Source organism: Sphingomonas sp. GW821-FHT10F11 (genome assembly GCF_058809095.1).
Genome location: NZ_JBXASH010000001.1, coordinates 1 through 23,237 on the forward strand (window position 1 = coordinate 1; position 23,237 = coordinate 23,237).

Here is a 23,237-nt window from a genome sequence, read left to right on the forward strand (position 1 = left end):
GAGACGCCCGAACTGCTCGAGATCGGCAAGGGCCGTATCGTGCGCACGGGGCACAAGGTCGCGATCCTGTCGCTCGGCACGCGGCTGGGCGAGGCGCTGAGGGCAGCCGATGCGCTCGATGCGCGGGGTCTGTCCACCACGGTCGCCGACCTGCGCTTCGTCAAGCCGCTCGACGAGGCGCTGATCCGCCGCTTGCTGACCACGCATGAGGTGGCGGTGACGATCGAGGAGGGATCGATCGGCGGGCTCGGGGCTCATGTGCTGACCCTCGCCAGCGACACCGGGCTGGTCGATGCCGGGCTCAAGATCCGCACCATGCGCCTGCCCGATATCTTCCAGGACCAGGACAAGCCCGAAAAGCAATATGCCGAAGCAGGCCTCGATGCAGACGCCATCGTCGACACCGTCCTCAAGGCACTCCGACACAACTCAGGCGGCGTCGTCGAGGAAGCCAGGCGCGATGTCGTTTAAGCGGGTGCGAGCATCCTTCGCCATGCTGATCGGGTTCGGGGTTGCGGCAGCGGCGCCTGCGCCCAATGGAACGCTCACGATCCGGGTCGACAATGTCCGGAATTCGGCCGGCGTGGTCCATGTCGATATCTGCCCCCAGGCTCAGTTCCTGAAGGACGATTGCCCCTATGCCGGGGACGCGCCTGCCCATGCCGGTGTCACCCTGGTCACTGTCCACGGCCTGCCCGCCGGACGCTATGCGGCGCAGGTATTTCATGACGAAAACCGCAACAAGAAGGTCGATCGCGCGCTTTTCGGCATCCCGAAGGAAGGCGTGGGTTTTTCGAACGATGCCCGGATCAGCCTCGGGCCGCCGAAATGGGCCGACGCGGTATTCGCCTTCGATGGGCAGGAACAGGCGATCGGCCTGAGGATGCGCTATTTCCTGGGGGCTTCCGGGCCGGCAAAGGCGCGCTGAGCGGATGCGGTCGCCCATTCCCACCCTGGTTGCGATCAGTATCCGTCGTCCCTGGCAGACCCTGTTGCTGTCCGTGGTGCTGGCGGGCGTAGCCCTTCTTTTCACGGCCGCGCGGTTCGACATGACGACCGACACGGCGGCGCTGATCTCGCCCGATATCGATTGGCGCAAGCAGGAACGGGCGATGGAAGCCGCCTTTCCCCAACTGCGTGACGTGATGGTGGTGGTGGTCGACGGCCAGACACCCGAGCTGGCCGAGGATGCCGCAGCGAAGCTGACGGTCGCGCTGGGGGAGGACAAGGCGCATTTCAGGCTGGTGCGCCGGCCGGACGGCGGTGACTTCTTCGCGCGCGAAGGGCTGTTGTTCGGGTCGCGCGAGGATGTCCGTCAGGCGACCGCCGCCCTGATCGAGGCGCAGCCGATGCTTGGACCGCTCGCCGCCGATCCGTCGTTGCGCGGGGTGAACGGCGCGCTGTCGACGATGCTCGATGGAGTCGAGGCGAAGGCAGCGACGCTCGACCAGATCGACCGGCCGATGCGCGCGCTGGCCGAGGCGACCGAGCGGTCGCTCGACGGCAAACCCGCCTGGTTCTCGTGGCAGCAATTGTTCGCGACTGGGGCAGGGCCGCTCAGTCTGCCCAAGCGCCGCCTGATCCTGGCCCAGCCGGTGCTCGATCACAGCGCGCTGATGCCGGGCGAGGCGGCGAGCGACGCGGTCCATGCCGCTGCCGCAGCGCTGCAGCTCGATGCCGCGCACGGCGTATCGGTTCGCCTGACCGGCGAAGTGCCGCTCGCTGACGAGGAATTCGCGACCTTGCAGGAGAATATCGGCGCGGTCGGCATGGTGATGCTCGGGGCCATGCTGGTGACCCTGTGGTTCGCGACTCGATCGGTCAGGCTGGTCGCGGCCATTTTCGGTACGATCATCCTCGGGCTGGTCGTCACCCTTGCCGTGGGGCTGGCCGCGGTCGGGCGGCTCAACCTGATCTCGGTCGCCTTCATTCCCCTCTTCGTTGGGCTCGGCGTGGATTTCGGCATCCAGATCTGCGTGCGCTACAATGCCGAACGCGTGACGGGGCTTGCGCCCGCCGCGGCGCTGCAGGGAGCCGCGACCGCGCTCGGCGCGCCGCTATTGCTGGCGGCAGGCGCGGTGTTCCTCGGCTTCGGCGCTTTCCTGCCCACCGCCTATATCGGCATCGCCGAGCTGGGCGTGATCGCTGGCCTCGGCATGGTGATCGCGCTGTTGTTCAGCGTGACCTTGCTGCCCGCCCTGGTCCTGCTGCTGCGCCCCGGCGCGCCGCGCCGCGAGGTCGGCTTCGCGCAATTCGCCCCAGCCGATCGCTTCCTTGAACGGCGTCGCAAGGCAGTGCTCTGGGCGTTCGGCGCGTCGATGGTGGTGAGCATCGCGCTGCTCCCCTGGGTCGTCTTTGACTTCAACCCGCTCCATCTGCGCGATCCCAAGGCGCCTTCGATGCAGGCGCTGACTGATCTGACCCGCGACCCCGACCGCACGCCGAACACGATCGACGTGCTTGCACCCAACGCACAGGCCGCGGCGGGGCTGGTGAAGCGCCTGTCCGCGCTGCCCGAGGTGAAACAGGTGATCTCGGTCGACAGCTTCGTGCCCGAGGACCAACCTGCCAAGCTCGCCTTGATCCAGGACGCATCGGTACTGCTCGACCTGACGCTCAACCCATTCGACATCGCGCCACCGCCCGATGATGCTGCGCTGGTGACCTCGCTGCGCCAGGTATCGGGTCGTTTGAAGGCGATAGGCGGCGCGGGGCAGGGCGTGGCGGATGCGCGACGCCTTGGGGCGGCATTCGAGCGGCTGGCCTCGGCCACGCCGGCCAAGCGCGCCGAGGTGAACGCGATGCTCTCCCGCCCGCTGACGGTGATGCTCGATCAGGTCCGTGCCGCGCTCCAGGCCGAACCGGTCACGCGCGAGAGCCTGCCGGCCGACATGGTCCGCGACTGGATCGCCCCCGATGGCCGCGCGAGGCTTCAGGCCTTCCCCAAGGGCGACGGCAACGACAATCAGGTGATCAAACGTTTCCGGGCCGCGGTGGCGACGGTGACGCCGGCGATCTCGGGCCTGCCGGTCGCGACTCAGGCGGCCGCCTTCACCGTGGCCGGCGCGTTCGTGCAGGCCGGGGTGATCGCCTTCGTGCTGGTCAGCCTGTTGCTGCTCGCGGTGCTGCGCAACCTGCGCGAAGTGATGTTCACTTTGGCGCCGGTGATCCTGTCGATCTTCCTGACGCTCGCCACCTGCGTGCTGATCGGCCAGCCGATCAACTTCGCCAATATCATCGCCTTCCCGCTGCTGTTCGGCGTCGGCGTCGCCTTCCATATCTATTTCGTGATGGCGTGGCGGGGCGGCGCAACCGGGCTGCTCCAATCGAGCCTTGCCCGCGCGGTGCTATTCAGCGCGCTCGCCACGGGAACGGCGTTCGGCAGCCTGTGGCTGTCGCACCATCCGGGTACGGCGAGCATGGGCAAGATCCTGATGATCTCGCTCATCTGGACGCTGATCTGCGCGCTGGTGTTCGAACCGGCCCTGCTTGGCCCGCCAGCTGAGAAAGACGAGGCGGAACCGGTCCTGACCTGAAACCAGAGGCCTGGGATACGCGGGCTGGAAAAGCGATTCGCCAGCGTTAATGGTCGAATATTTTTCTTCCGCTGTTAAGTTGGATTTTGACGGCGAATTCTTCATCCATTTACAATGGCTTACCGCCGGTTTTCCCTGTTACGCATAACAGAGGAAAAATGGCGCGAAATGAGCGCGATTTTCCGCTGTTACCGGTCAAAAGGGCACGAAGAATCGTCCGACATTCAGCCGTCACGAGCGGTCCTTTGCAGTGTCTACGATATCAAAGAGCAGTTTTGAACCGTGCGCGCGCCTTGCGGACTTTTGAATTGAGCCTGACCAGGAGCAAGAGCGGGCGGGGTTCCGCTCAGGGCTGTGCCGGATCAGTGAGAGGATCGGCTTTGTCGGTCGCGGGAGCCGCGGTTTGCCCGGCAGGAACCGCCTCGACGGCCGGCGTGGGTTTTGCAGGATCGCTCAACGGGTCATCCAAGGGGCTTGCCGCGCCCGATGCCGGGTCGCTCAGCGGATCTTCGAGCGGGTTGACGCCCTGTGTCGTCGCGCCACGGCCGTGCAGTTCCTGGATCTCGGCCGCGCGGTTCTGGAGATAGACTGACCGCAGTGTAGCATAGGGGTCGACCGCGCCGTCGAGCAGCGCCTTCATGTCGGCATCCGATTCAGCGCGCTGGTCGAGCGCGCTGATCACGCCCTTGGGCACCTGATATTGCCAGCGGTCGAAGGGATTGCCGATCGCGACCGGCAGTACGAAGCCGTCGCCCTGGCCGCCGATCAGGTCACGGAGCGTGGTCGGGCCGACGAACGGGAGGAAAAGATAGGGCCCTGGCCCCACGCCATAATAGGCCAGCGTGTTGCCGAAGCCGTTGCTTCGGTGCGGCAGCTTGACCCCAGGCGTCCCGGCGACATCCACCAGGCCGCCAATGCCGATGGTCGAATTGGCCGCAAAGCGCACCAACGTCTTGATCGCCCGGCCCGGCTTGAGCTGGAGCAGGTCGTTCAGGAAGACGATCGGCTCGCCCAGATTGCTCAGGACGTTGCGGATGCCCGACCGCACCGGCTTGGGCACGACATGCTTGTAGCCCATCGCGACCGGCCGGATGAATTTCCGGTCGGTGCTCTGGAATGCCGAGAACATGCGTCGGTTGAAATTCTCCAGCGGATCGCCAGGCGTTCGGTCAAAACCCTTGATGGACTCTGGACCTGGCGTCGCCGGCGCTCTGGCCGCATCGATCAGCGGTGCGGGCAAAGGGTCCATCGAATAGTCTGGAGCGGCTGCAGCCGGCTCCGACCGAGGTGCAGGCGCCGCTTGCTGCGGCTCGGGCGCGGCCGAAACCTGCGCGATCGGCGCGGGCCGCGCCGCGGGCTCTTCCGGCGCCGCGCTTAGCAGCGCTACCGTCGGCAGGACGAAGCCGAGACTCAATTCCCGCCCTTGGCAGCCAGTTCGTCGAGATGGCGGATCAGCGCCTTTGCCCCGCCCGTCGCCAGCACTCGGGAAAAATCGGAGCGGCGGGTGGCAAGCTGGCTGATCGAATTGCGGTAATAGACGTCGATGATCTTCCAGCCGCCGCCGCTCGCGCGCAGGCGATAGGCGATCGGGATCGGCGCCTCGCCGGTCTGGGCCAGGCTGGTTTTCACCAGCTTGTCGGTTCCGCGGGTCTCGACCTTGGCGTCGATGGTGAATTTCTCGCCGGAGAAGGAATCGAAATTGGTGGCGTATTGGCCGATCACCATTCGCCGGAAGGCGGCGACCAGAGCGGTCTGATCCGCCGGCGCGATCCCGTTCCAGCCGGCGCCGACCGTCAGCCGGGTCATCAGCGGCACCTCATAAACCCGGTCGACGACCGGGCCGATCGCCGCCGTGCGGCCGCGCACGCCCATCGTTTTGCCGCCTTTCATGATCGAGACCAGGCCATCGCAAAGCGCCTGTACCGGGGCACGCGCCGGATCGTTGGCCTGGGCCAGGGCGGCGGGTGCCGGCACGATCAGCGCGGCGACGATGAGGGAGGGGATGAAAGGCGGGACAGGGGTTCGCATGTTCGGTTCGTTCCATTCTGCCCCGTGGCCCGTCTATCGGCGCCGCGCCGCAAAATCCACCCTCTGGCGTGCATCGCCCCGTCGAAACGGCCAGGTTCCTAACATCCGTGCCGCTTTTACACCTTTTTCTTCGGCTACCGCACCGCTATCTTCCTACCGCAACGGCGAAGGATATCGTCGACCGGGGGCTGGTGTGAAACTAGTACGGGGCTGGACACGGGTTTGATGACCGCCGAAAAAAGTGCTCCATTGCGGGTGATCCTCGCGAAGCCGAGGGGTTTCTGTGCGGGGGTGGTACGAGCTATCGACATTGTCGAACGCGCCCTCGATCTCCACGGGGCGCCGGTCTATGTCCGGCATGAGATCGTCCATAATCGCCATGTCGTGAACAAGCTGCGGAGCAAGGGCGCGATTTTCGTCGAGGATCTGGCGGAGATTCCGGCCGGCGCGCCGACCATTTTCAGCGCGCACGGAGTCGCCCGTTCGGTGCAGGACGAGGCGAAGCTGCGCGAATTGCCGGTGCTCGATGCGACCTGCCCGCTCGTCACCAAGGTCCATGTGCAGGGCCGGCGCTACGCCAAGGCCGGGCGCACGCTCGTGCTGATCGGCCATGCCGGTCACGCCGAGGTCGAGGGCACCATGGGGCAGGTCGATGCGCCGATCCATCTCGTGTCGACCGAGGCCGAGGTCGAGGCGCTGCCGCTCGAGATCGATACGCCGATCGCCTATGTCACCCAGACGACGCTCAGCGTCGACGATACCCGCAGTGTGATCGCGGCGCTCAACGAGCGTTTCAGCGATGTGCAGGGCCCGGACGTTTCGGACATCTGCTACGCCACGCAGAATCGCCAGACTGCCGTGCGCGATCTCGCGCGGGTCAGCGAGCTGCTGATCGTGGTCGGCGCGGAGAACAGCTCCAATTCCAGCCGGTTGCGCGAGATTGGCGTGGAAATGGGCCTGCCGAGTTATCTCGTGGCGGATGGCGATGGTGTGGATCCGGCATGGCTGAGCGGTATCGATGCGGTCGGCATCACCGCCGGCGCGTCGGCACCGGACGAACTTGTCGACGATGTGATCGCTGCCCTGGCTCGGCTCCGCCCGATCGAGGTCTCGCAGCTTGACGGCGTCGAGGAAAATATCGAGTTCAGCCTCCCGCCCGAGCTGAGAAATGTAATGCCGCGCGCCGCCGCGGCCGAATAGGACGATTCCATGAGCCTGCCTCTTTCCCCGCTCGTTCGCATCGGTGCGTACACCGTCAGGCAGCACATCAAGGGCGGCCGCTATCCGCTGGTGCTGATGCTCGAGCCGCTGCTGCGCTGCAATCTCGCCTGCCCGGGGTGCGGCAAGATCGACTATCCCGATGCGATCCTCAATCAGCGGCTGAGCTATGATCAGTGCATGGAGGCGATCGACGAATGCGGCGCGCCGGCGGTGTCGATCGCGGGCGGCGAGCCGCTGCTGCATCGCGACATGCCGAAGATCGTGAAGGGTTATATCGCGAAGAAGAAGTTCGTGATCCTGTGCACCAACGCGCTGCTGCTCAAGAAGAAGATCGACGATTACGCGCCGTCGCCCTTCTTCACCTGGTCGATCCACCTCGACGGCGACAAGGGCATGCATGACCACGCGGTCGATCAGGACGGCACCTATGAGGTGGCGATCGAGGCGATCGAGCTGGCCAAGGCGAAGGGCTTCCGAGTCCAGGTCAATTGCACGGTGTTCGACGGTGCCTCGTCCGAGCGCCTTGCCGCTTTCTTCGACGAGATGGAGAAGCGCGGCGTCGAGATCACGATCTCGCCCGGCTATGCCTATGAGCGCGCGGCGGACCAGGAGCATTTTCTCAACCGCACCCGCACCAAGCAGTTCTTCCGCGACGTGTTCGCGCGGGGCGATGGCGGCAAGAAGTGGACCTTCACCAACTCGCCGCTGTTCCTCGACTTCCTCGCCGGCAACCAGAGCTATGAATGCACCCCCTGGTCGATGCCGCTGCGCACCGTCTTCGGCTGGCAGAAGCCGTGTTACCTGGTCGGCGAAGGCTATGTGAAGAGCTTCAAGGAGCTGATGGAAGGCACCGAGTGGGACGATTACGGCGTCGGCAAGTACGAGAAGTGCGCCGATTGCATGGTCCATTGCGGCTTTGAAGGCACGGCTGCGACGGATTCGATCCGCCATCCGCTCAAGATGTTCGCGATCGGCCGCAAGGGCGTGCGCACGACCGGCCCGATGGCGCCGGATATCGATATCAGCAACCAGCGCCCGGCGCAGAACGTGCACTCATCGCATGTCGAGCGGGAACTCGAGATCATCCGCGCCGCCAACCCCAAGGCCGCCAAACACGTGGTTCAGGCCTCGTAATCCTCAGGGTCGGGAGGCAGGTGTTCGGGCGAGATGCGGTCGAAATGGCCCGCAGCGATCGCCGCGAACGTGCGCTCCAAGCTCTTGAAGGCGCGCCCGGCCTGATCGCCAGTGCGGATCAGGGAGGGTAGCTGGCGGGGTTGGCGGGCCAGCGACCACAGCACGGCGCGGAGCGCCATGCTTCCATCCGGTTTCATCCCGACCAGCGCGGCCGGGGGGAGGGTGGATCCGGCATCGTCCGAGATCACCCGCACCGCCACGAACGGCAGGTTCCTGCGGGCGGCGACCCGTCTGGCGACGTGGGTTTCCATATCGACCGCGATGGCGCCGGTGCGATCGGTGAGGGTCTGTTTTTCCGCGGCCGTCACCACGATGGTGTCGCTGCCGACAACGGCGCCGATCCGGGCATGCGGCAGGATAGCCTGAAGCCGTGCGACCAATCCACGATGACCGTCGATCACCACGTCTCCCGGCTGCAGCGCCGGGTCGAGGGCACCTGCCAGCCCGCTCGACACGACGATCCCGGGAAACATCGCCGTCATGTCGTCGAGCTCTGCGTCGAGCCGCGCAGCATCACCGCCGCCGACTACCACGAAAACATCCCGGCCTGGCCGGTCGATGATGCTCTCCTCGCGCTTCAGCCCGCAGGCGACGACCAGCGTCACATCCCGTACGCGACCTGACGCGTGTTGGAGCGCTTCAGGTTGCGATAGCGCGCCATCGCCCAGAGCGGGAAGTATTTCGGGTAACCGTGATAACGCAGATAGAAGACCCGCGGGAAACCGCCGCCGGTGTACATTTCCTGTCCCCAGAGCCCGTCCGCCTCCTGGTTCGCCGCGAGCCAGGCCACGCCGCGCGCGACGGTCGGCGAATCCACTTCGCCCGCCGCCATCAGCCCCAGCAGCGCCCAGGCGGTTTGCGATGCCGTCGAGGGGGCAGGGGTGTAGCCGGCATAATCGAGTGCATAGCTCTCGCAGTCCTCGCCCCAGCCGCCGTCCGCATTCTGGATCCGGGCGAGCCAGTCGGCGGCTTTCGCGACGATCGGTTCGTCCGGCGCAAAACCCGCCGCGTTGAGCGCGCACAGCACCGACCAGGTACCGTAGACATAGTTTACCCCCCAGCGCCCGAACCAGCTTCCGTCGGGCATCTGTTCCTTCGCCAGGAAATCGAGAGCGGCGCGCATGCGGTCGCTGTCGCGTGCCTCGCCGAGCTGCGCGAGCATCGAGACGCAGCGGGCGCTGACGTCCGAGGTCGGCGGATCGAGCAGGGCGCCATGATCGGCAAAGGGCAGGTTGTTGAGGTAATGATAGCTGTTGTCGGCATCGAACGCGCCCCAGCCGCCGTTGCGGCTTTGCAGGCCGACGGTCCATTCGACGCCGCGATCGATCGCCTCGCTGTCATTGCGTGCCTTGGCGCGGTCCATCGCCATCACCACCACGGCCGTGTCGTCGAGGTCGGGATAATGCGCGTTGTTGTACTGGAAGGCCCAGCCGCCCGGCCGAACGTCCGGCTTCTCGTCCGCCCAGTCGCCCTTCACGTCGAGCACCTGCAACGGCTTCAGCCAGTCGAGCCCGCGGCCGGCGCGTGCCTCGGCATCTTCGCCACCCGCTTCGAGCATCGCATGCGCGGCAAGCGCGGTATCCCAGACCGGCGAGACGCAGGGCTGGCAATAGGCCTCGTCCTCGCGGATCACGAGCAGCTTCTCGACCGACTGCCGCGCGATCGCCCGCGCCGGGTGATCCTCGGCATAGCCCAGGCAATCGAACATCATCACGCTGTTCGCCATCGCCGGATAGATCGCGCCGAGCCCGTCCTCGCCGTTCAGCCGCTCGATCACGAAATCCACGCAAGCCTTGATCGCGCGCGCGCGCAACTTCTTCGGCCACAATCCGTTGCCGGCCTTGAGTACGCGGTCGAGCGCGTTGAAGCCGTGAGTCCACAGCCATTTGGTGTCGGCCGCCTTGGTGCCGGGGCGGACCTTCTCGCCGGTATAAAGTTCGCCGACCCTTACCCCGAGCGCGTTGCGCGCGACGGGCTGGAGCGCGCCGAGCACGAGCAACGGCACCACCACGGTGCGCGCCCAATAAGACATCTTCGACAGATGGATCGGGAACCAGCGCGGCAGCAGGATCAGTTCCGGCGGCATGGTCGGCACGGTCGACCAGGGGCCCGCCGCAAACAAGGCAAGCTGGATGCGGGTGAAGACATTGACCGCCGCCGCGCCGCCCACCGCCAGTATCGCGGCGCGGGCTTTCGCCATGTGCGGCGCGTCGACCGGATCGCCGATCATCTTCAGTGCGTAATAGGCTTTTACCGAGGCGCTGACATCGAACGCACCGCCATGGAACAGTCCCCAGCCATGATGCTCCGCCGACTGGATGCGGCGCAGATAGGTGGCGATCTTCGCTTCGAGCGCGGCATCGACCGGCTCGCCGAGATAGTGGCGCAGCAGGATATATTCTGCCGGGATCGTCGCATCGGCCTCGAGTTCGAACACCCAATGGCCGTCGTCGCGTTGCAATTTCGCAAGCGCGTCGGTCGCGCGATCGACCGCCGCCTCGACCGTGGCGAGCGACGTCGCCGTTTCCCCGATCCCGGAAAAGCTCTGGTGCATGCCTCTTCCTATCGCCCAAGCGCGAGGCGCGCCACGGTTTCCCCGGACCGCAAGGCGCCCTCGATCGTGGCGGGGAGGCCGGTATCCGTCCAGTCGCCGGCAAGGAACAGGTTGCGCCAGCGCGTCGCGGCGGGCGGACGCTTGGCATTCTGCTCGGGTGTGGCGGCGAAGGTCGCGCGCTTCTCCTTGACGATCTGCCAGGCCGGCATCGGCGCATCCAGGCCTAGCGCGGCGCAGATATCGGTCCAAAAGGTGCGCGCGAGGGCCTCGCGGTCCATATCGACCAGCCGGTCGGCGGCGCTGACCGTGACCGAGAGACGATCGGGAAAGGCGAAGAGCCATTCCGCCGTCCCGCCGAACAGCCCAAGCATCGGCGGCGCGCCGGCCGGGGCGGGCAGGGCGAAATGCCCGTTGACGATGGCGCGGAATTCGTCGGGTGCCTGCAGCGCGGGCACCAGCGAGGTAGCGACCCAGGGTGGTACCGCCAGAATCACCGCTTCATCCGTGGCAACAGGTTCCATTCCGGCGCCCCAGTCGAGGCCGATTGCCAGGTCGCCATCGAACGCAATCCCGCGAAGCCGACGTCCAAGCACTACTGCGCTTCCCTGGTTCGCGAGCCAGGCAAGGGCAGGGTCGATAAAAGCCGCGCCAAGGCTGGGTTCCGCCATGCGGGGACGCATCGCACGACCACCTTTGGCGATCGTCTCGCGCAGGACAGCGGCGGCGAGTTTGGTCGAGGATTCGCCAGGCGCCGTGTTGAGCGCCGCGAGCAGCACCGGCTCGAGCAGATGTGACCAGGTCGGGCCGCTTGTGGCGATGCGCTGGTCGATCCGGCCCTCGCGGGTCGACAGCAGCTTCGCGAAAGGCAGATAGTCGCCGATCCGGCTGCCCGGCACGCGCCGGGCCGGCACCGCGACCCACCAGGGGATCGCGCCGTCATTGATCCGCACCGTCCAGCGTTTCGCGCTGGTCAGGTCGTGAAAGGTGAAATCCGCATGGTCCGGCCCGGCCAGCGCCGTCGTCACGCCCACTGCCGATCGAAAACGCTCGACCGCGGGATTGCCCGACAGGACGAGATGATTGCCATTGTCGATCGTCAGGCCGAGCTGCGGATCGTGATAGGAGCGGCAACGCCCGCCAGCCTGCGCCGCTGAATCCGAGATCGACACGGCGACGCCCGCCTTGCGTAACGCCACCGCGGCGGAAAGCCCCGCCAGACCGGCACCGGCAATCGTCGCCCGGGTGAAGCTCAACGCGTCAGCCACAGCCACACCACGGTCCAGAGCAGCGACAGCTTGGACACCTTCACCCGGTGGCGCGGCGGTTTCCAGCCGATCGCCTCGGTGCGCTGCAGCACCTTGGCATAGGCTGCCTCCATCAGGCGCGGCGCAATCAGATGCCCGCGCGGCCGAGTTGCGAGCACCGCGTGCGCGCGCCGGTAATGCTCGTGCGCCGTTGCCGCGAGCGAGCGGCAGGCGGAATCGATCCGGGGATCGGCGACGACGTCGAGAGGGGTAGTGAGGGGAATACCGGCTGCGGAGATCGCCTCAACCGGGAGGTAGACCCGCCCGATCTCCGCATCCTCATCGACGTCGCGCAGGATGTTGGTGAGCTGCAATGCGCGGCCGAGATGATAGGCGAGTTCGATCCCCGGGGCCTCGTCCATGCCGAAGATTCGCACCGACAGCCGCCCCACGGCGGAAGCGACACGATCGCAATAGAGATCGAGCTCGGCCATGGGCGGCCAGCGGATGTCGCGATCGACGTCCATTGCCATGCCGTCGATCACTGCCTCGAAATCGGCGCGGTCGAGGTCGAAGCGTTTCACGGCTTCGGCGACCAGCGCCGCCTGTCCCGGGGGCCCGCCCGCGTAAAGCGAATCGAGATCGGCGCGCCACGCGTCGAGTGCGTGCATCCGGCCCTCGCGATTGCCCTGCTGGTCGTCGGCGATATCGTCGACCAGCCGGCAAAAGCCGTAGATCGCGTACATCGCTTCGCGTTCGGCCTTGGGCAGCACGCGCATGCCCGCGTAGAAAGAACTGCCCGAAACCTGCTGCTGCAGGGCGGCGGGGGTAGCGTCCGGGTTCATGCCGCGCGCCGGAACAGGCTGCCGACCGCAGCGCCGGCGGCGAGGAAGCCGGCCTCCCAGGTCTTGTGATGCACTCGCTCGCTGAGCGGATCGCGCGTCTCCAGGCGCCCGCACAGGCTCACCGCGAGGCGCTGGATGATCGCGACCTCGGCAGCGAGGCGTCTGTCCGCGATCATGGTGGAGAAACCGGCGGACGTGTCGAGCAGCATTCGGGTCTTGCCTGCGAGGGAGGCGATCGCGGCGCGCAAGGCCGGCGTGGCGCGATCTGCCGCGAGGTCCTCGATCCGCGCGCCTGTCTCGGCGAAGGTCTCGGCGGGGATATAGACGCGGTCGAGCGTTCGGTAATCCTTCGCGCAATCCTGGAGATGATTGATCACCTGCAATGCCGCGCAGAGCGCGTCGGACGCAGGCCAGGTGGCACGATCCTCGCCATGCACGTCGAGCACATAGCGTCCGACCGGCATCGCCGACAGCCGGCAATAGCCGATCAGCCCTTCCCAATCCTCATACCGCGTGATGGTCACATCGCGCTCGAACGCATCGAGCAGGTCGTGCGCATGCATGGGATCGAGCCGGTGATCGGCCATGACCGAGCGTAGTGCGAGCGCCTCCGCCGCACCCTCCGCCTTGCCGTCGAGCCCGGCCCGCATTCGCCCGAGCTGCGCGAGCTTTTCTGCCGCCGGCAGCGTCTCGTGATCGGAGATGTCGTCCGCCACGCGGGCAAACCGGTAGAAGGCCATCACCGGGGCGCGGTGTTCCGGTTTGAGCAGGACCGAAGCGACGGGGAAATTCTCGTCGCGATGTCCCTTGCCCGAGGCGAGATCGGCGGCCTCCATCAGCGGCCCCCCGATGCCTGAGCGCGGCCTTTCCACATTCCACCACGTCCCCGCATATGCTGCCATGCCGATAGCAAGGTGCAGCCGGCGTAGAAAGCCGCGATCAGCGGCAGGGCAATGCCCCAGAGCGGAGAGCGGCGATAGAATCGCAGCATCGGCTGGAAGGAGATCGCCATCAGCGCCCAAGCGGTTGCGCCCGCGATTTGCGGCCAGCCGGTGCCGGCCAGCGCGAGGAACGGCGGTGCGCCATAAACCAGTGCAAGGCCGATCAAGGTGCCGGCCAGCAATAGCGGCGAATAGCCGAGCTGGGCATAGGCCGAGCGCGAGATCATCGCGGCGATTACTCCGGCATCGTCATAGGCGCGGATACTGCGCGAACGATGGGTGAGGCCAAGCCAGATCGGCCCCTGTTTCTTGAGTTGCGCGCCGAGCGTGCAATCGTCGATCAGCGCCGTGCGGATCGCGGCGATGCCGCCGGCCGCCGCCAGCGAATCGCGGCGCACCAGCATACAGCCGCCCGCCGCCGCGCCGGGGCCGGTCGGACGGTTCACCCGGCCAAAGGGATAGAGCATCTGGAAGAAGAAGACGAAGGCGGGGATCAGCGCGCGTTCGGCCAGGCTCGTGCAGCGCAGTTCCGCCATCAGCGAGACGAGCGTCAACCCGCCGGCCTCGCTGCGCGCGACCAGCGTGCGGAGCGTGTCGGGTTCGTGCGCGATATCGGCATCGGTCAGCCAGAGATAGCGCGGGGTTGAGCCGGCATGCTCGACGCCCTGCGCAACCGCCCAGAGCTTGCCGGTCCAGCCCACAGCGAGCGGCTGGCCGGTCAGCACTTCCAGCGCCTGCGGCCCCTGAGTCGCGCGGGCATTATCGGCGGTGCCGTCGCTGCTCGAATCATCGACCAGGATGATACGGAAACGGCCGGGATAGCCCTGCGCGCGCAGGCTGCCAATCGCTCGGCTGATCACCTCCGCCTCGTCACGGGCCGGGACAATCGCGACCACCTCAGGCCAATCGGTCGGGTCTTTTGGAACCTGGTGAGTGTCGCGTTCGCGGGCGAGCCAGAAGCCGCCATGCGCGAAGACCAGCCCGCTCCAGATGGCGAGGCTGAGGCCGCCGATGACGAAGGCGATCACCGGATCATCCCCGCATCCCTGAACCACGCGATCGCGTCAGCCACCGCCTCTTCCCAGGGCCGGGCGCGATAGCCGAATTCGGCTTCCGCCTTGGCCGAGGTGAAGAACATATGATGCTTCGCCATCTTCAACCCGTCGACCGTGAGGAACGGCTCCTTGCCGGTGATCCGCGCCAGCGCCTCATTGGCATAGGCCAGCGGGAAGAGTGGCGCGCGCGGCAGGCTGATCGTGGGCGGCCGGCGCTTCATGATCGCCGCGATGGCGGCGAGCATGTCGGCAAGCCGCACGTCCTGCCCGCCAAGGATATAGCGCTCGCCGATCCGGCCCTTCTCCAGCGCCTGCAGGTGGCCGGCGGCGACATCGTCGACATGGACGAGGTTGAGCCCGCTATCGAGATAGGCCGGCATCTTGCCGTTCGCTGCCTCGACGATGATCCGCCCGGTCGGCGTCGGCCGCACATCGCGCGGGCCGATCGGCGTTGAGGGATTGACGATCACCGCGGGCAGGCCGCGCTCCGCGACCATTTGTTCGACCAGCCGTTCGGCGACGACCTTGCTGCGTTTATAGGCGCCGACCGCCTGTTCGGGCGTGGCGGCGCGGGTCTCGTCGGCCGGGCCGGCGGGGTCGGGCTTCAGCGTGGCGACGCTGCTCGTATAGACCAGCCGCTCGACCCCGGCCGCCAGCGCCGCGCCCATCACCGCGCGCGTGCTGGCGAGGTTGTTGCGGACGATCTCTTCCGGATCGGGCGCCCAGATCCGGTAATCGGCAGCGACGTGGAACAGGTGGCGCACGTCGCGCATCGCGTCTGCCATCGCCGCCGGGTCGCGGGCATCGCCTTCGACGAGCGTTCCGGGAAAATCGACGAGATTGGCGCGGGGGCTGGTAGCGCGCACGAGACCACGCACTTGCCGCCCCTGTGCGGCGAGCGCCCGCGCCACTGCCGATCCGACAAAACCCGACACGCCGGTGACCAGCACCGCATCCGAACCCTGGCTCACCCCGCCTCCGCGCGTTTCGATCGCGCTCTACACAGGATGCGCGGGCGGCGATAGGGAGGTAGAATGGCGGGTGTGAATAGTCGGTCGACCTTCTTATTCCCTCTCCCCTTGTGGGAGAGGGAGGGAGGAGCGCAGCGACGGAAGGGTGAGGGGGACACTCGCGAGTGTTCCGAACCTCACTCCCCCTCATCCGGCGCTACGCGCCACCTTCTCCCACAAGGGGAGAAGGGTTTTGGGCCGTCGCCCAAATGCTAGCGTGTGCCGTCATCGGATGGATGTTGCTGGCGCTCGGTGCGATCGGCACTCTCTACATGATCGCCGCAACGATCGTGTTCCGGCGTTTCATGGCCGGACAAACGACACCCACCCCCCGCGCTGATGCCATAACCCTGCTCAAGCCGCTCCACGGCGCCGAGCCGCGCCTGTTCGAAAACCTGGCGAGCTTCCTCGACCAGGATCATGCCGGCCCGATCCAGCTTCTCTGCGGCGTCCAGCGCGCCGACGACCCCGCCATCGCCGTGGTGGAGGCGCTGCGCCTCCGATATTCGCATATCGCCATCGACCTCGTGATCGATCCTGCGAGCCACGGCGCGAATCGCAAGGTCTCGAACCTCGTCAACATGATAGCGAGGGCAGAACACCCGATCCTGGTGCTGAGCGACAGCGACATGGTCGCGACGCCCGATTACCTCTCTCGAGTCCTCGCCGCTCTCGACGCGCCGGATGTCGGGGCCGTGACCTGCCTCTATCTTGGCCGCGGCGATGCGGGTTTCTGGTCGCGGCTCGGCGCGGCGGGGCTCAGTTACCAGTTCCTGCCCGGCGCCGTGTTCGGCGTCGCGCTTGGTATGGCGCGCCCCTGCATGGGATCGACCATCGCGATCCGGCGTGAGACTCTCGACCGGATCGGCGGTTTTATCCGTTTCGCCGATGTGCTGGCCGACGATTATGCGATCGGCGAAGCAGTCCATGCACTTGGGCAGAAGGTGGCGGTACCGCCGATGCTGGTCACCCATGCCTCGGCCGAGCGCAGTTTCGCCGAGCTGTGGCGGCACGAACTGCGCTGGGGCGCGACGGTGCGCGGTGTCGTGCCGGGCGCCTATATCGGGTCGGTGATCGGCATGCCGTTTCCGCTCGCCCTGCTGGGTGCGGCGCTCGTTCCGGCGCACATGGTCGGCCTGGCTATCGCCCTGATGTCGCTCGTCGTCCGCGCCATTGTCGCCCGTGCCGTCGACCGCCGGACCGGTGCACCGGCCATGCCGTTATGGCTCTTGCCGGTGCGCGATTGCCTCAGCTTCGCGATATTCGTCGCAAGCTTCTTCGTCGCATCGGTTGATTGGCGCGGACAACGTCTTAGAATGGCAGATGACGGCCGCGTTTCGGCTGATCCGGAGATTCCCGCATGATGCGTACGCTGTTCCTTCAGGCTCCCTCGTTCGACGGTTACGACGGGGGGGCCGGCGCGCGTTATCAGATGAAGCGCGAGGTGAAGTCCTTCTGGTATCCGACCTGGCTGGCCCAGCCGGCGGCGATGGTCGAGGGCTCGAAGCTGATCGACGCCCCGGCGCACGACCAGAGCTGGGACGATATCAAGCACGAGTTCGACGAGCGCGACCTCGTCATCCTCCACACCTCGACGCCGAGCTTCGGCCAGGACATCCGCACCGCCGCGCTGATCAAGGAGCGTAACCCCAATATCCTGATCGGCTTCGTCGGCGCCAAGGTGGCTGTCGAGCCCGACAAGAGCCTCGCCGCATCGCCGCACATCGATTTCGTCGCGCGAGAAGAATATGATTTCACGATTGCCGAGATCGCCCAGGGCAACCCGCTCGCCACGGTCGACGGCATCACCTGGCGCGCGCCCGACGGCGCGTTCGTGCGCAACAAGGATCGCGCGATCATCGAGGACATGGATGTCCTCCCGATGGTCTCGCCGGTCTACAAGCGCGACCTCACCATCGAGAAATATTTCGGCGGCTATCTCCGCCACCCCTATGTCAGCTTCTATACCGGGCGCGGCTGCAAGAGCCGCTGCACCTTCTGCCTGTGGCCGCAGACGATCAGCGGCCATAATTACCGTTTCCGCTCGGTCCCCAAGGTGATCGAGGAGGTGCAGTATATCCTGACGGAGATCCCCGAGACCAAGGAGATCTTCTTCGACGACGATACGCTCACCGACAATCATGCGCGCGTCGAGGAGCTGGCGATCGCCCTCGGCCAGCTCGGCTTCGGCAAGCCGGGCTTCCCGGTATCGTGGAGCTGCAACGCCAAGGCCAATGTGCCGAAGAAGACGCTCGAGGTGCTGAAGGCCAATGGCTTGCGGCTGTTGCTCGTCGGCTATGAGAGCGGCAACCAGCAGATACTGCACAACATCAAGAAGGGCCTGCGCGTCGATGTCGCGCGGCAGTTCACCAAGGATTGCCACGAACTCGGCATCGTCATCCACGGCACCTTCATCCTCGGCCTGCCCGGCGAAACCGAGGAGACGATCGAGGAGACGATCAACTACGCCAAGGAGATCGATCCGCACACGATACAGGTGTCGCTCGCCGCGCCCTATCCGGGGACCTTCCTGTACAAGCAGGCGACCGAGAATGGCTGGTTCGACGGCACCGACCATCTGCTGACCGACGGCGGCAACCAGATCGCGCAGCTCAGCTATCCGCACCTGCCGGCGAGCGTGATCTTCGACAAGGTCGAGGAATTCTACAAACGCTTCTATTTCCGCCCGTCCAAGATCTGGTCGATCGTGTCGGAGATGCTGCGCGATTGGGACATGATGAAGCGCCGCCTGCGCGAGGGCGTGGAGTTCTTCGACTTTCTGCGCCGGCGGAAGGAAGCAGCCTGACCCGGGAAGGGAAGCGCCTGATCGTCACCGCCGACGATTTCGGCGCGGCGCTTGCGGTCAATGAGGCAGTCCAGGCCGCCCATCACGACGGCATCCTGACCGCTGCCAGCCTGATGGTTTCCGGTGACGCGGCAGCTGATGCCGTCGCGCGGGCCAGGACGATGCCGGGGCTTGGCGTCGGTCTGCACCTCGTCCTGGTCGAAGGCCGCCCGACCCTGCCGCCCGAGCAGGTGCCCGACCTGATCGATGCGACCGGTCGTTTCCGCACCGACATGGTCGGCGCGGGCGTCACCATCTTCGCGAAGTCCGCCGCACGACGTCAGCTGCTGGCCGAGGTCGAGGCGCAGTTCGCCGCCTTCGCCGCAACCGGTTTGCCACTCGACCACGTCAACGCGCACAAGCATTTTCACCTGCACCCGACGATCGCCTCGGCGATTCTGAAGGTCGGGCCGCGCTTCGGCATGAAATCGGTGCGTGCCCCGATCGAACCGCGCGACATTCTGGCGAAGATCGAGCCTGGCACCGGCGGCATGGACGTCGCGCGACTATGGGCGCTGCTCGTCCGGCGACGTATGCGGGCGGCGGGCATGGCCGTGCCTGATCAGGTGTTCGGTCTCGCCTGGTCGGGCGCGATGGACACTCGGCGCATATGCGGGCTGATCGCCCATCTCCCCGAGGGCCTGACCGAGATCTACACGCACCCGGCCACCGACGATCATTATCCGTCTCACGCCCCGGGTTATGCCTATCGCGACGAGCTTGTGGCTCTGACCGACCCCCTTGCGCGCGAGGCGATCTCGCGCGACAGCATCGCGCTGGGGAGCTTCACAGACTTCGCTTGAGATCCGCGCCATGAACATCGCCAACGGCTTCCAACACTTCGCCCAGCCCGAGCCGGTCCCCGCCGGCCCGATCCGCCTCGGCAGCCGCGAACATCGCGCGCTGTTCTGCCAGACCATGCTCGACACGCATGATCCCTATCGGCCCGCGTTGATCGACTGGCCCAAATTGGAGCCGGAGACGCGCGACAAGATCGTCTCCCTGCCGATCTGGGACATCGCCGTCGCGACCGAAGGGCGCGCGGGCATGAACGTGAAGACCTTTGGTGAGGCGATCGGCGATCCGCTGCTCAAAGCGGCGGTCGATATGAACGGCTTCGAGGAGAGCCGGCACAAGATCGTGCTCGCCGACATGGTGCAGGCCTATGGCATCGTCCTCGCGCCCGAGCCGGAATACAAGCGACCGCGCGATCCCGAATTCGCCTTCATGCGCACCGGTTATTCGGAATGCATCGACAGTTTCTTCGGCTTCGGCCTGTTCAAGCTCGCCAAGGATTCGGGCTTCTTCCCCGAGGAACTGGTCGACACGTTCGAGCCGGTGATGCGCGAGGAGGGGCGGCACATCCTGTTCTTCGTCAACTGGGTCGCCTGGTGGCGGCGCAATATGCCGTGGTGGCGCCGGCCGCTGTTCGAGGCCAAGGTGTTGATCGTCTGGATGTTCCTGATCGGCGAACGGATCAGCATGGCCAAGGGCATGGGCGACGATAACACCAAGGCGCAGGAGAACAATTTCACCCTCAATGGCTCGAAGGAGCTTGGGGTCGAGGTGACGTTTCCCGAGCTCGCCCGGATCTGCCTCGCCGAGAATGACCGGCGCCTGGCGGCGTATGACGAGCGGCTGATCCGCCCGCGATTCGTGCCGGCGATGATGCGTCTCGCGCTGCGCCTTGCGGGTGGGCGCAAGGGAGACACCGCCTGAACAATTTCGCACGCGCGGGCATGTTGCTCGCGACTCTGGCAGGGCTGGCCGCCGCGGTCTGGGTCTTCGGCTCGATCGGGTTCGGCAGCGTGCTGGCGGTCGCGGGACGGATCGGGATTGGGGGATTCCTGATCTTCTGCGCCATTTCGATCTCCACCTTCGCGATATTGGGGGCTGCCTGGCTGGCAGCGGCGCCGGGGGAACCGCTCGGCCGGATCGGCCGGTTCGCTTGGGCGCGGGCCGTGCGGGAGGCGGTATCGGACCTGCTGCCCTTTTCTCAGATCGGTGGCATCGTCATCGGTACGCGGACATTGACGACGGCCGGCATCCCGACGTCGCGGGTGTACGCGTCCCTTGTGGTCGATATGACGACCGAAATGGGCGCACAGCTCGTCTTCACCCTGTTCGGCCTGGCGATGATGATCACGCTGTTCGCGGCGGGCGAAAAGGCGGCGGCGCTGCGCCCGCTCATTCTCGGCGGTACGGGCGTCATGGTTGCTGTGATGGTGATGTTCTTCTTCGCCCAACGCCCGGTTCTCGGCCTGGCCGGACGCGTTGCCCAGCATTTCCTGCCCGGATCAGTCATCGCCATGACCGGGATCACCGATGCGTTGCGCGATACCTATACGCAACGCGGACGCGTTGCGCTGGCCTTTGCGCTCAACCTTGCCGGCTGGATCGCCAGCGCAGTCGGCGGCTGGGTCATATTGCGAATGATGGGCTCGGAAATATCGATCTGGTCGGCATTGTCGCTCGAGAGCCTGATCTTCACGCTCCGGAGCGTTGCGTTTGCCGTCCCGGGCGCGATCGGCGTGCAGGAGGCCGCCTATGCTCTGGCCGCTCCCTTGTTCGGCCTGGCGCCGGAAACTGCGCTGGCGCTATCCTTGGCCAAACGCGCGCGAGACCTGGCGATCGGATTGCCGACATTGATCATCTGGCAAATCGGCGAGGCGCGGGCGGTCGTGTTTGGGTCTCGAAAGCAATAACCGGCCTCGCGGTACCGTTGCCCAATGGCGCGGCAATCTTGGCGATTCGAAATGGTGCACCCCGCAGGAGAGAGTTCGAACCTATTCGAGACCCTCGCCGAGTGGGAAGCCGTCCTAAAGGACGTTCCCGAAGAATATCTCACACCTGACCCAGAGCTGCCAGAGCCCTTTGGTCCTTAGCGTGGCCCCGGCCTAACCCCCCGTTCAACCTCTTGTCGAGGCGCATACCTCGCACCGTATCCGGTGCGGGGTTTTGTCGCTTGTCGTCCCTGAATTCCATGTCACACCTGAAACCGAAGCGCCCCGCGCCGTTCTGCATACGGCTGTCGGAGGTCGAGCGCGCGCAGCTCAAGCACGACGCGGGCAACATACCGCTCGGTGCCTACGTCAAATCCGTTTTGTTCGATCAACGCGGGCATGCCCGCGCGGGCCGCCGTGTTGACCGTGACATGCTTGCGCAGCTTCTCGCCCGGAGCGGGCGCTCGCGTGTTGCAGAGAATTTGCAGGCGTTGGCCGATGCCGCCCGTTCGGGATCGCTCGCGATTACCCCGGATACGCAAGCGCAGATCAATGAGGCGGTGAACACCATCCAGTGCTTCTACCAGACGCTGTTGAAACTGATCCGGCCCCGGGGCCGCGAATGATCCTTAAAGGCTCGACGCGGGGCAATGCGCGGGCGCTGGGTCGCCACCTCCTCAACGAGCGGGACAACGATATCGTTGAAGTTCACGAAGTGAGCGGCTTTCTGAACAAGGATGTTCCGAACGCCATGCGCGAACTGGAAACCATAGCGCAAAGCTGCAAATCCAAACTCCCGATCTTCTCCGTTAGCCTCAGCGCCCCGCAGGGCTCGAATGCGGGCATCGCGGCATATGAAGACGCGATCCGTCAGATCGAAGAAGCCAACGGCCTTACCGGGCAACCTCGCATCATCATCTTTCACGAGAAGGAAGCGCGTCGTCATTGCCATGCGGCATGGTCCCGCATCGACCCCGAGACGATGACCGTCAAACCGCTCCCATACTTCAAGACCAAGCTCAACCAGATCGCCAAGGGCATCTATCTCGAACAGGGATGGGAATTGCCACCCGGCTTCATCGACAAGAAGAAGCGTGACCCGCGCACGTTCGACCTCGCCGAATGGCAGCAATGCAAACGCGTTGGGCGCGATCCGCGCGAACTCAAAATGCTGGCGCAGGAAAGCTGGGCCGTGTCCGGCAACGGCAAAGCGTTTGCCCGCGCCCTCGAACAGCGCGGGCTCTATCTCGCCAAGGGCGACAAGCGCGGTCATGTTGCCATGACCATCGAGGGCGAGATTTTCTCGGTTCCCAAGCTCTTGGACAAGCGCACCAAGGAGGTGCGCGAGCGGCTTGGCGATATCGAGAATTTGCGCAGCGTCGAAGCTACGCACGCGCATATAGCCGGGATCGTCCTTCCCAAGCTCAAGGGATTTATCGAACGCGCCGATGCCGACAGGGCCGAGGCGCTTGCGCCACTCGACCAGAAGCGCGGCGCAATGGGCTCTCAGCACAAGACCGAGCGGCAATTGATCGACGCTGGAATCCGCGCCCGCGCGGAGGCCGAGAACGCCCTACGCGCCTCCCGGCTGCGATCCGGTCTTGCTGGACTGTGGGACCGCTTGCGGGGTGAATATCAACGCGTCCGCACTGAGAACGAGCGCGAGGCATGGGAAGCGCTGGAACGCGACCGCAGGCAGCGTGCCGATCTTATGGCTGCGCAAATGCGCGAGCGGGCTGAACTCCAGCGTGAGATTGTCGCCGTGCGGCATGCTCATGCCGCCAAGGTTTTGGAGCTTCACCGCGATCTTGATCGGCAGCGCGAGATTCACGTTCCTGAACCGACAAAGATTCCGGTTCAGCGTGAGGATCATGTTTCCGAACGGGAAAAGGCCCCGGCGCAGAATTTGCGCGATGCCTTCATGAACGCTCAATCCCAGCAGCCGCAGATTGAACGCGCACCTGAGCAGCAGCGCCAGCCTGCGCCGCCTGTTGAACGCAATCGCGATTTCGGATTGGAGCCATAAAAAAGGCGGCCCGCA

General features: G+C 65.7%; 21 protein-coding genes. 12 read left to right on the forward strand and 9 right to left on the reverse strand.

Annotated features, from left to right (window positions below; all coding sequences use genetic code 11):
* From AC1RT8_RS00005 to hpnN, 3 genes are all read left to right on the forward strand, one after another.
* Positions 1 to 471: transketolase C-terminal domain-containing protein (locus AC1RT8_RS00005; protein WP_493072793.1), on the forward strand; the 471-nt coding region annotated here is incomplete at its 5' end.
* Complete coding sequence (locus tag AC1RT8_RS00010; RefSeq protein ID WP_493072796.1) at positions 461 to 928, forward strand: DUF2141 domain-containing protein; 468 nt, start codon at positions 461 to 463, stop codon at positions 926 to 928. The genes AC1RT8_RS00005 and AC1RT8_RS00010, both read left to right, overlap by 11 nt.
* Before the next feature lie 4 nt (positions 929 to 932).
* Positions 933 to 3,536: a hopanoid transporter HpnN gene (hpnN, locus tag AC1RT8_RS00015; RefSeq protein ID WP_493072799.1), complete on the forward strand. Its 2,604-nt coding sequence runs from the start codon at positions 933 to 935 to the stop codon at positions 3,534 to 3,536.
* A gap of 346 nt (positions 3,537 to 3,882) precedes the next feature.
* Here the strand turns inward: hpnN and AC1RT8_RS00020 are convergent, their stop codons facing one another.
* Positions 3,883 to 4,950 carry an MlaA family lipoprotein gene (locus AC1RT8_RS00020; RefSeq protein WP_493072801.1) on the reverse strand — a complete coding sequence of 356 codons (1,068 nt, stop codon included), beginning with the start codon at positions 4,948 to 4,950 and terminating at the stop codon, positions 3,883 to 3,885.
* Positions 4,947 to 5,564, reverse strand: coding sequence for an ABC transporter substrate-binding protein (locus AC1RT8_RS00025; RefSeq protein ID WP_493072804.1), 618 nt, complete (start codon positions 5,562 to 5,564; stop codon positions 4,947 to 4,949). The genes AC1RT8_RS00020 and AC1RT8_RS00025 overlap by 4 nt, the downstream gene beginning before the upstream one ends.
* Positions 5,565 to 5,789: 225 nt before the next feature.
* Between AC1RT8_RS00025 and ispH the strand changes: the two genes are divergently transcribed.
* Entirely contained in the window at positions 5,790 to 6,764 is a 975-nt protein-coding gene (gene ispH / locus AC1RT8_RS00030; RefSeq protein WP_493072808.1) for a 4-hydroxy-3-methylbut-2-enyl diphosphate reductase, read from the forward strand.
* 9 nt (positions 6,765 to 6,773) lie between these two features.
* A complete protein-coding gene (gene hpnH / locus AC1RT8_RS00035; protein WP_493072812.1) occupies positions 6,774 to 7,919 on the forward strand; it encodes an adenosyl-hopene transferase HpnH in 1,146 nt (381 codons plus the stop codon).
* Here the strand turns inward: hpnH and AC1RT8_RS00040 are convergent.
* The 7 genes from AC1RT8_RS00040 to hpnA are packed head-to-tail and all read right to left on the reverse strand — an operon-like array spanning position 7,907 to position 15,589.
* Positions 7,907 to 8,584: a phosphorylase family protein gene (locus AC1RT8_RS00040; RefSeq protein WP_493072815.1), complete on the reverse strand. Its 678-nt coding sequence runs from the start codon at positions 8,582 to 8,584 to the stop codon at positions 7,907 to 7,909. The genes hpnH and AC1RT8_RS00040 overlap by 13 nt on opposite strands.
* Positions 8,581 to 10,533 carry a squalene--hopene cyclase gene (shc, locus tag AC1RT8_RS00045; RefSeq protein ID WP_493072817.1) on the reverse strand — a complete coding sequence of 651 codons (1,953 nt, stop codon included), beginning with the start codon at positions 10,531 to 10,533 and terminating at the stop codon, positions 8,581 to 8,583. Before shc ends, AC1RT8_RS00040 begins: the two co-directional genes overlap by 4 nt.
* A gap of 8 nt (positions 10,534 to 10,541) precedes the next feature.
* Positions 10,542 to 11,804, reverse strand: a complete 1,263-nt coding sequence (hpnE, locus tag AC1RT8_RS00050; protein ID WP_493072818.1) for a hydroxysqualene dehydroxylase HpnE — start codon at positions 11,802 to 11,804, stop codon at positions 10,542 to 10,544.
* Positions 11,783 to 12,622: a presqualene diphosphate synthase HpnD gene (hpnD, locus tag AC1RT8_RS00055; RefSeq protein WP_493072821.1), complete on the reverse strand. Its 840-nt coding sequence runs from the start codon at positions 12,620 to 12,622 to the stop codon at positions 11,783 to 11,785. The genes hpnE and hpnD overlap by 22 nt, the downstream gene beginning before the upstream one ends.
* Complete coding sequence (gene hpnC, locus AC1RT8_RS00060) at positions 12,619 to 13,458, reverse strand: squalene synthase HpnC (RefSeq protein ID WP_493072822.1); 840 nt, start codon at positions 13,456 to 13,458, stop codon at positions 12,619 to 12,621. The genes hpnD and hpnC overlap by 4 nt, the downstream gene beginning before the upstream one ends.
* Positions 13,458 to 14,591, reverse strand: coding sequence for a glycosyltransferase (locus AC1RT8_RS00065; protein WP_493072827.1), 1,134 nt, complete (start codon positions 14,589 to 14,591; stop codon positions 13,458 to 13,460). The genes hpnC and AC1RT8_RS00065 overlap by 1 nt, the downstream gene beginning before the upstream one ends.
* Complete coding sequence (hpnA, locus tag AC1RT8_RS00070) at positions 14,588 to 15,589, reverse strand: hopanoid-associated sugar epimerase (protein WP_493072831.1); 1,002 nt, start codon at positions 15,587 to 15,589, stop codon at positions 14,588 to 14,590. Before hpnA ends, AC1RT8_RS00065 begins: the two co-directional genes overlap by 4 nt.
* Positions 15,590 to 15,837: 248 nt before the next feature.
* On the opposite strand from hpnA, the gene hpnI reads away from it, so the two are divergent.
* The 7 genes from hpnI to AC1RT8_RS00105 all read left to right on the forward strand — a co-directional run bounded on the left by hpnI (position 15,838) and on the right by AC1RT8_RS00105 (position 23,222).
* Complete coding sequence (gene hpnI, locus AC1RT8_RS00075; RefSeq protein WP_493072834.1) at positions 15,838 to 16,992, forward strand: bacteriohopanetetrol glucosamine biosynthesis glycosyltransferase HpnI; 1,155 nt, start codon at positions 15,838 to 15,840, stop codon at positions 16,990 to 16,992.
* Positions 16,989 to 18,434: a hopanoid biosynthesis associated radical SAM protein HpnJ gene (gene hpnJ / locus AC1RT8_RS00080; protein ID WP_493072836.1), complete on the forward strand. Its 1,446-nt coding sequence runs from the start codon at positions 16,989 to 16,991 to the stop codon at positions 18,432 to 18,434. The genes hpnI and hpnJ overlap by 4 nt, the downstream gene beginning before the upstream one ends.
* Positions 18,431 to 19,276, forward strand: a complete 846-nt coding sequence (hpnK, locus tag AC1RT8_RS00085) for a hopanoid biosynthesis-associated protein HpnK (protein WP_493074651.1) — start codon at positions 18,431 to 18,433, stop codon at positions 19,274 to 19,276. Before hpnJ ends, hpnK begins: the two co-directional genes overlap by 4 nt.
* 10 nt (positions 19,277 to 19,286) lie before the next feature.
* Complete coding sequence (locus AC1RT8_RS00090; RefSeq protein WP_493072840.1) at positions 19,287 to 20,192, forward strand: ferritin-like domain-containing protein; 906 nt, start codon at positions 19,287 to 19,289, stop codon at positions 20,190 to 20,192.
* Positions 20,193 to 20,212: 20 nt separating this feature from the next.
* Positions 20,213 to 21,178, forward strand: a complete 966-nt coding sequence (locus AC1RT8_RS00095) for a lysylphosphatidylglycerol synthase domain-containing protein (RefSeq protein WP_493072842.1) — start codon at positions 20,213 to 20,215, stop codon at positions 21,176 to 21,178.
* A 278-nt stretch (positions 21,179 to 21,456) separates the two neighbouring features.
* The gene (locus tag AC1RT8_RS00100; protein ID WP_493072847.1) at positions 21,457 to 21,822 is read left to right on the forward strand and encodes a hypothetical protein; all 366 of its coding nucleotides are present in this window, start codon (positions 21,457 to 21,459) and stop codon (positions 21,820 to 21,822) included.
* Entirely contained in the window at positions 21,819 to 23,222 is a 1,404-nt protein-coding gene (locus AC1RT8_RS00105) for a relaxase/mobilization nuclease domain-containing protein (RefSeq protein WP_493072853.1), read from the forward strand. Before AC1RT8_RS00100 ends, AC1RT8_RS00105 begins: the two co-directional genes overlap by 4 nt.
* The last annotated feature ends 15 nt before the right edge of the window (positions 23,223 to 23,237 follow it).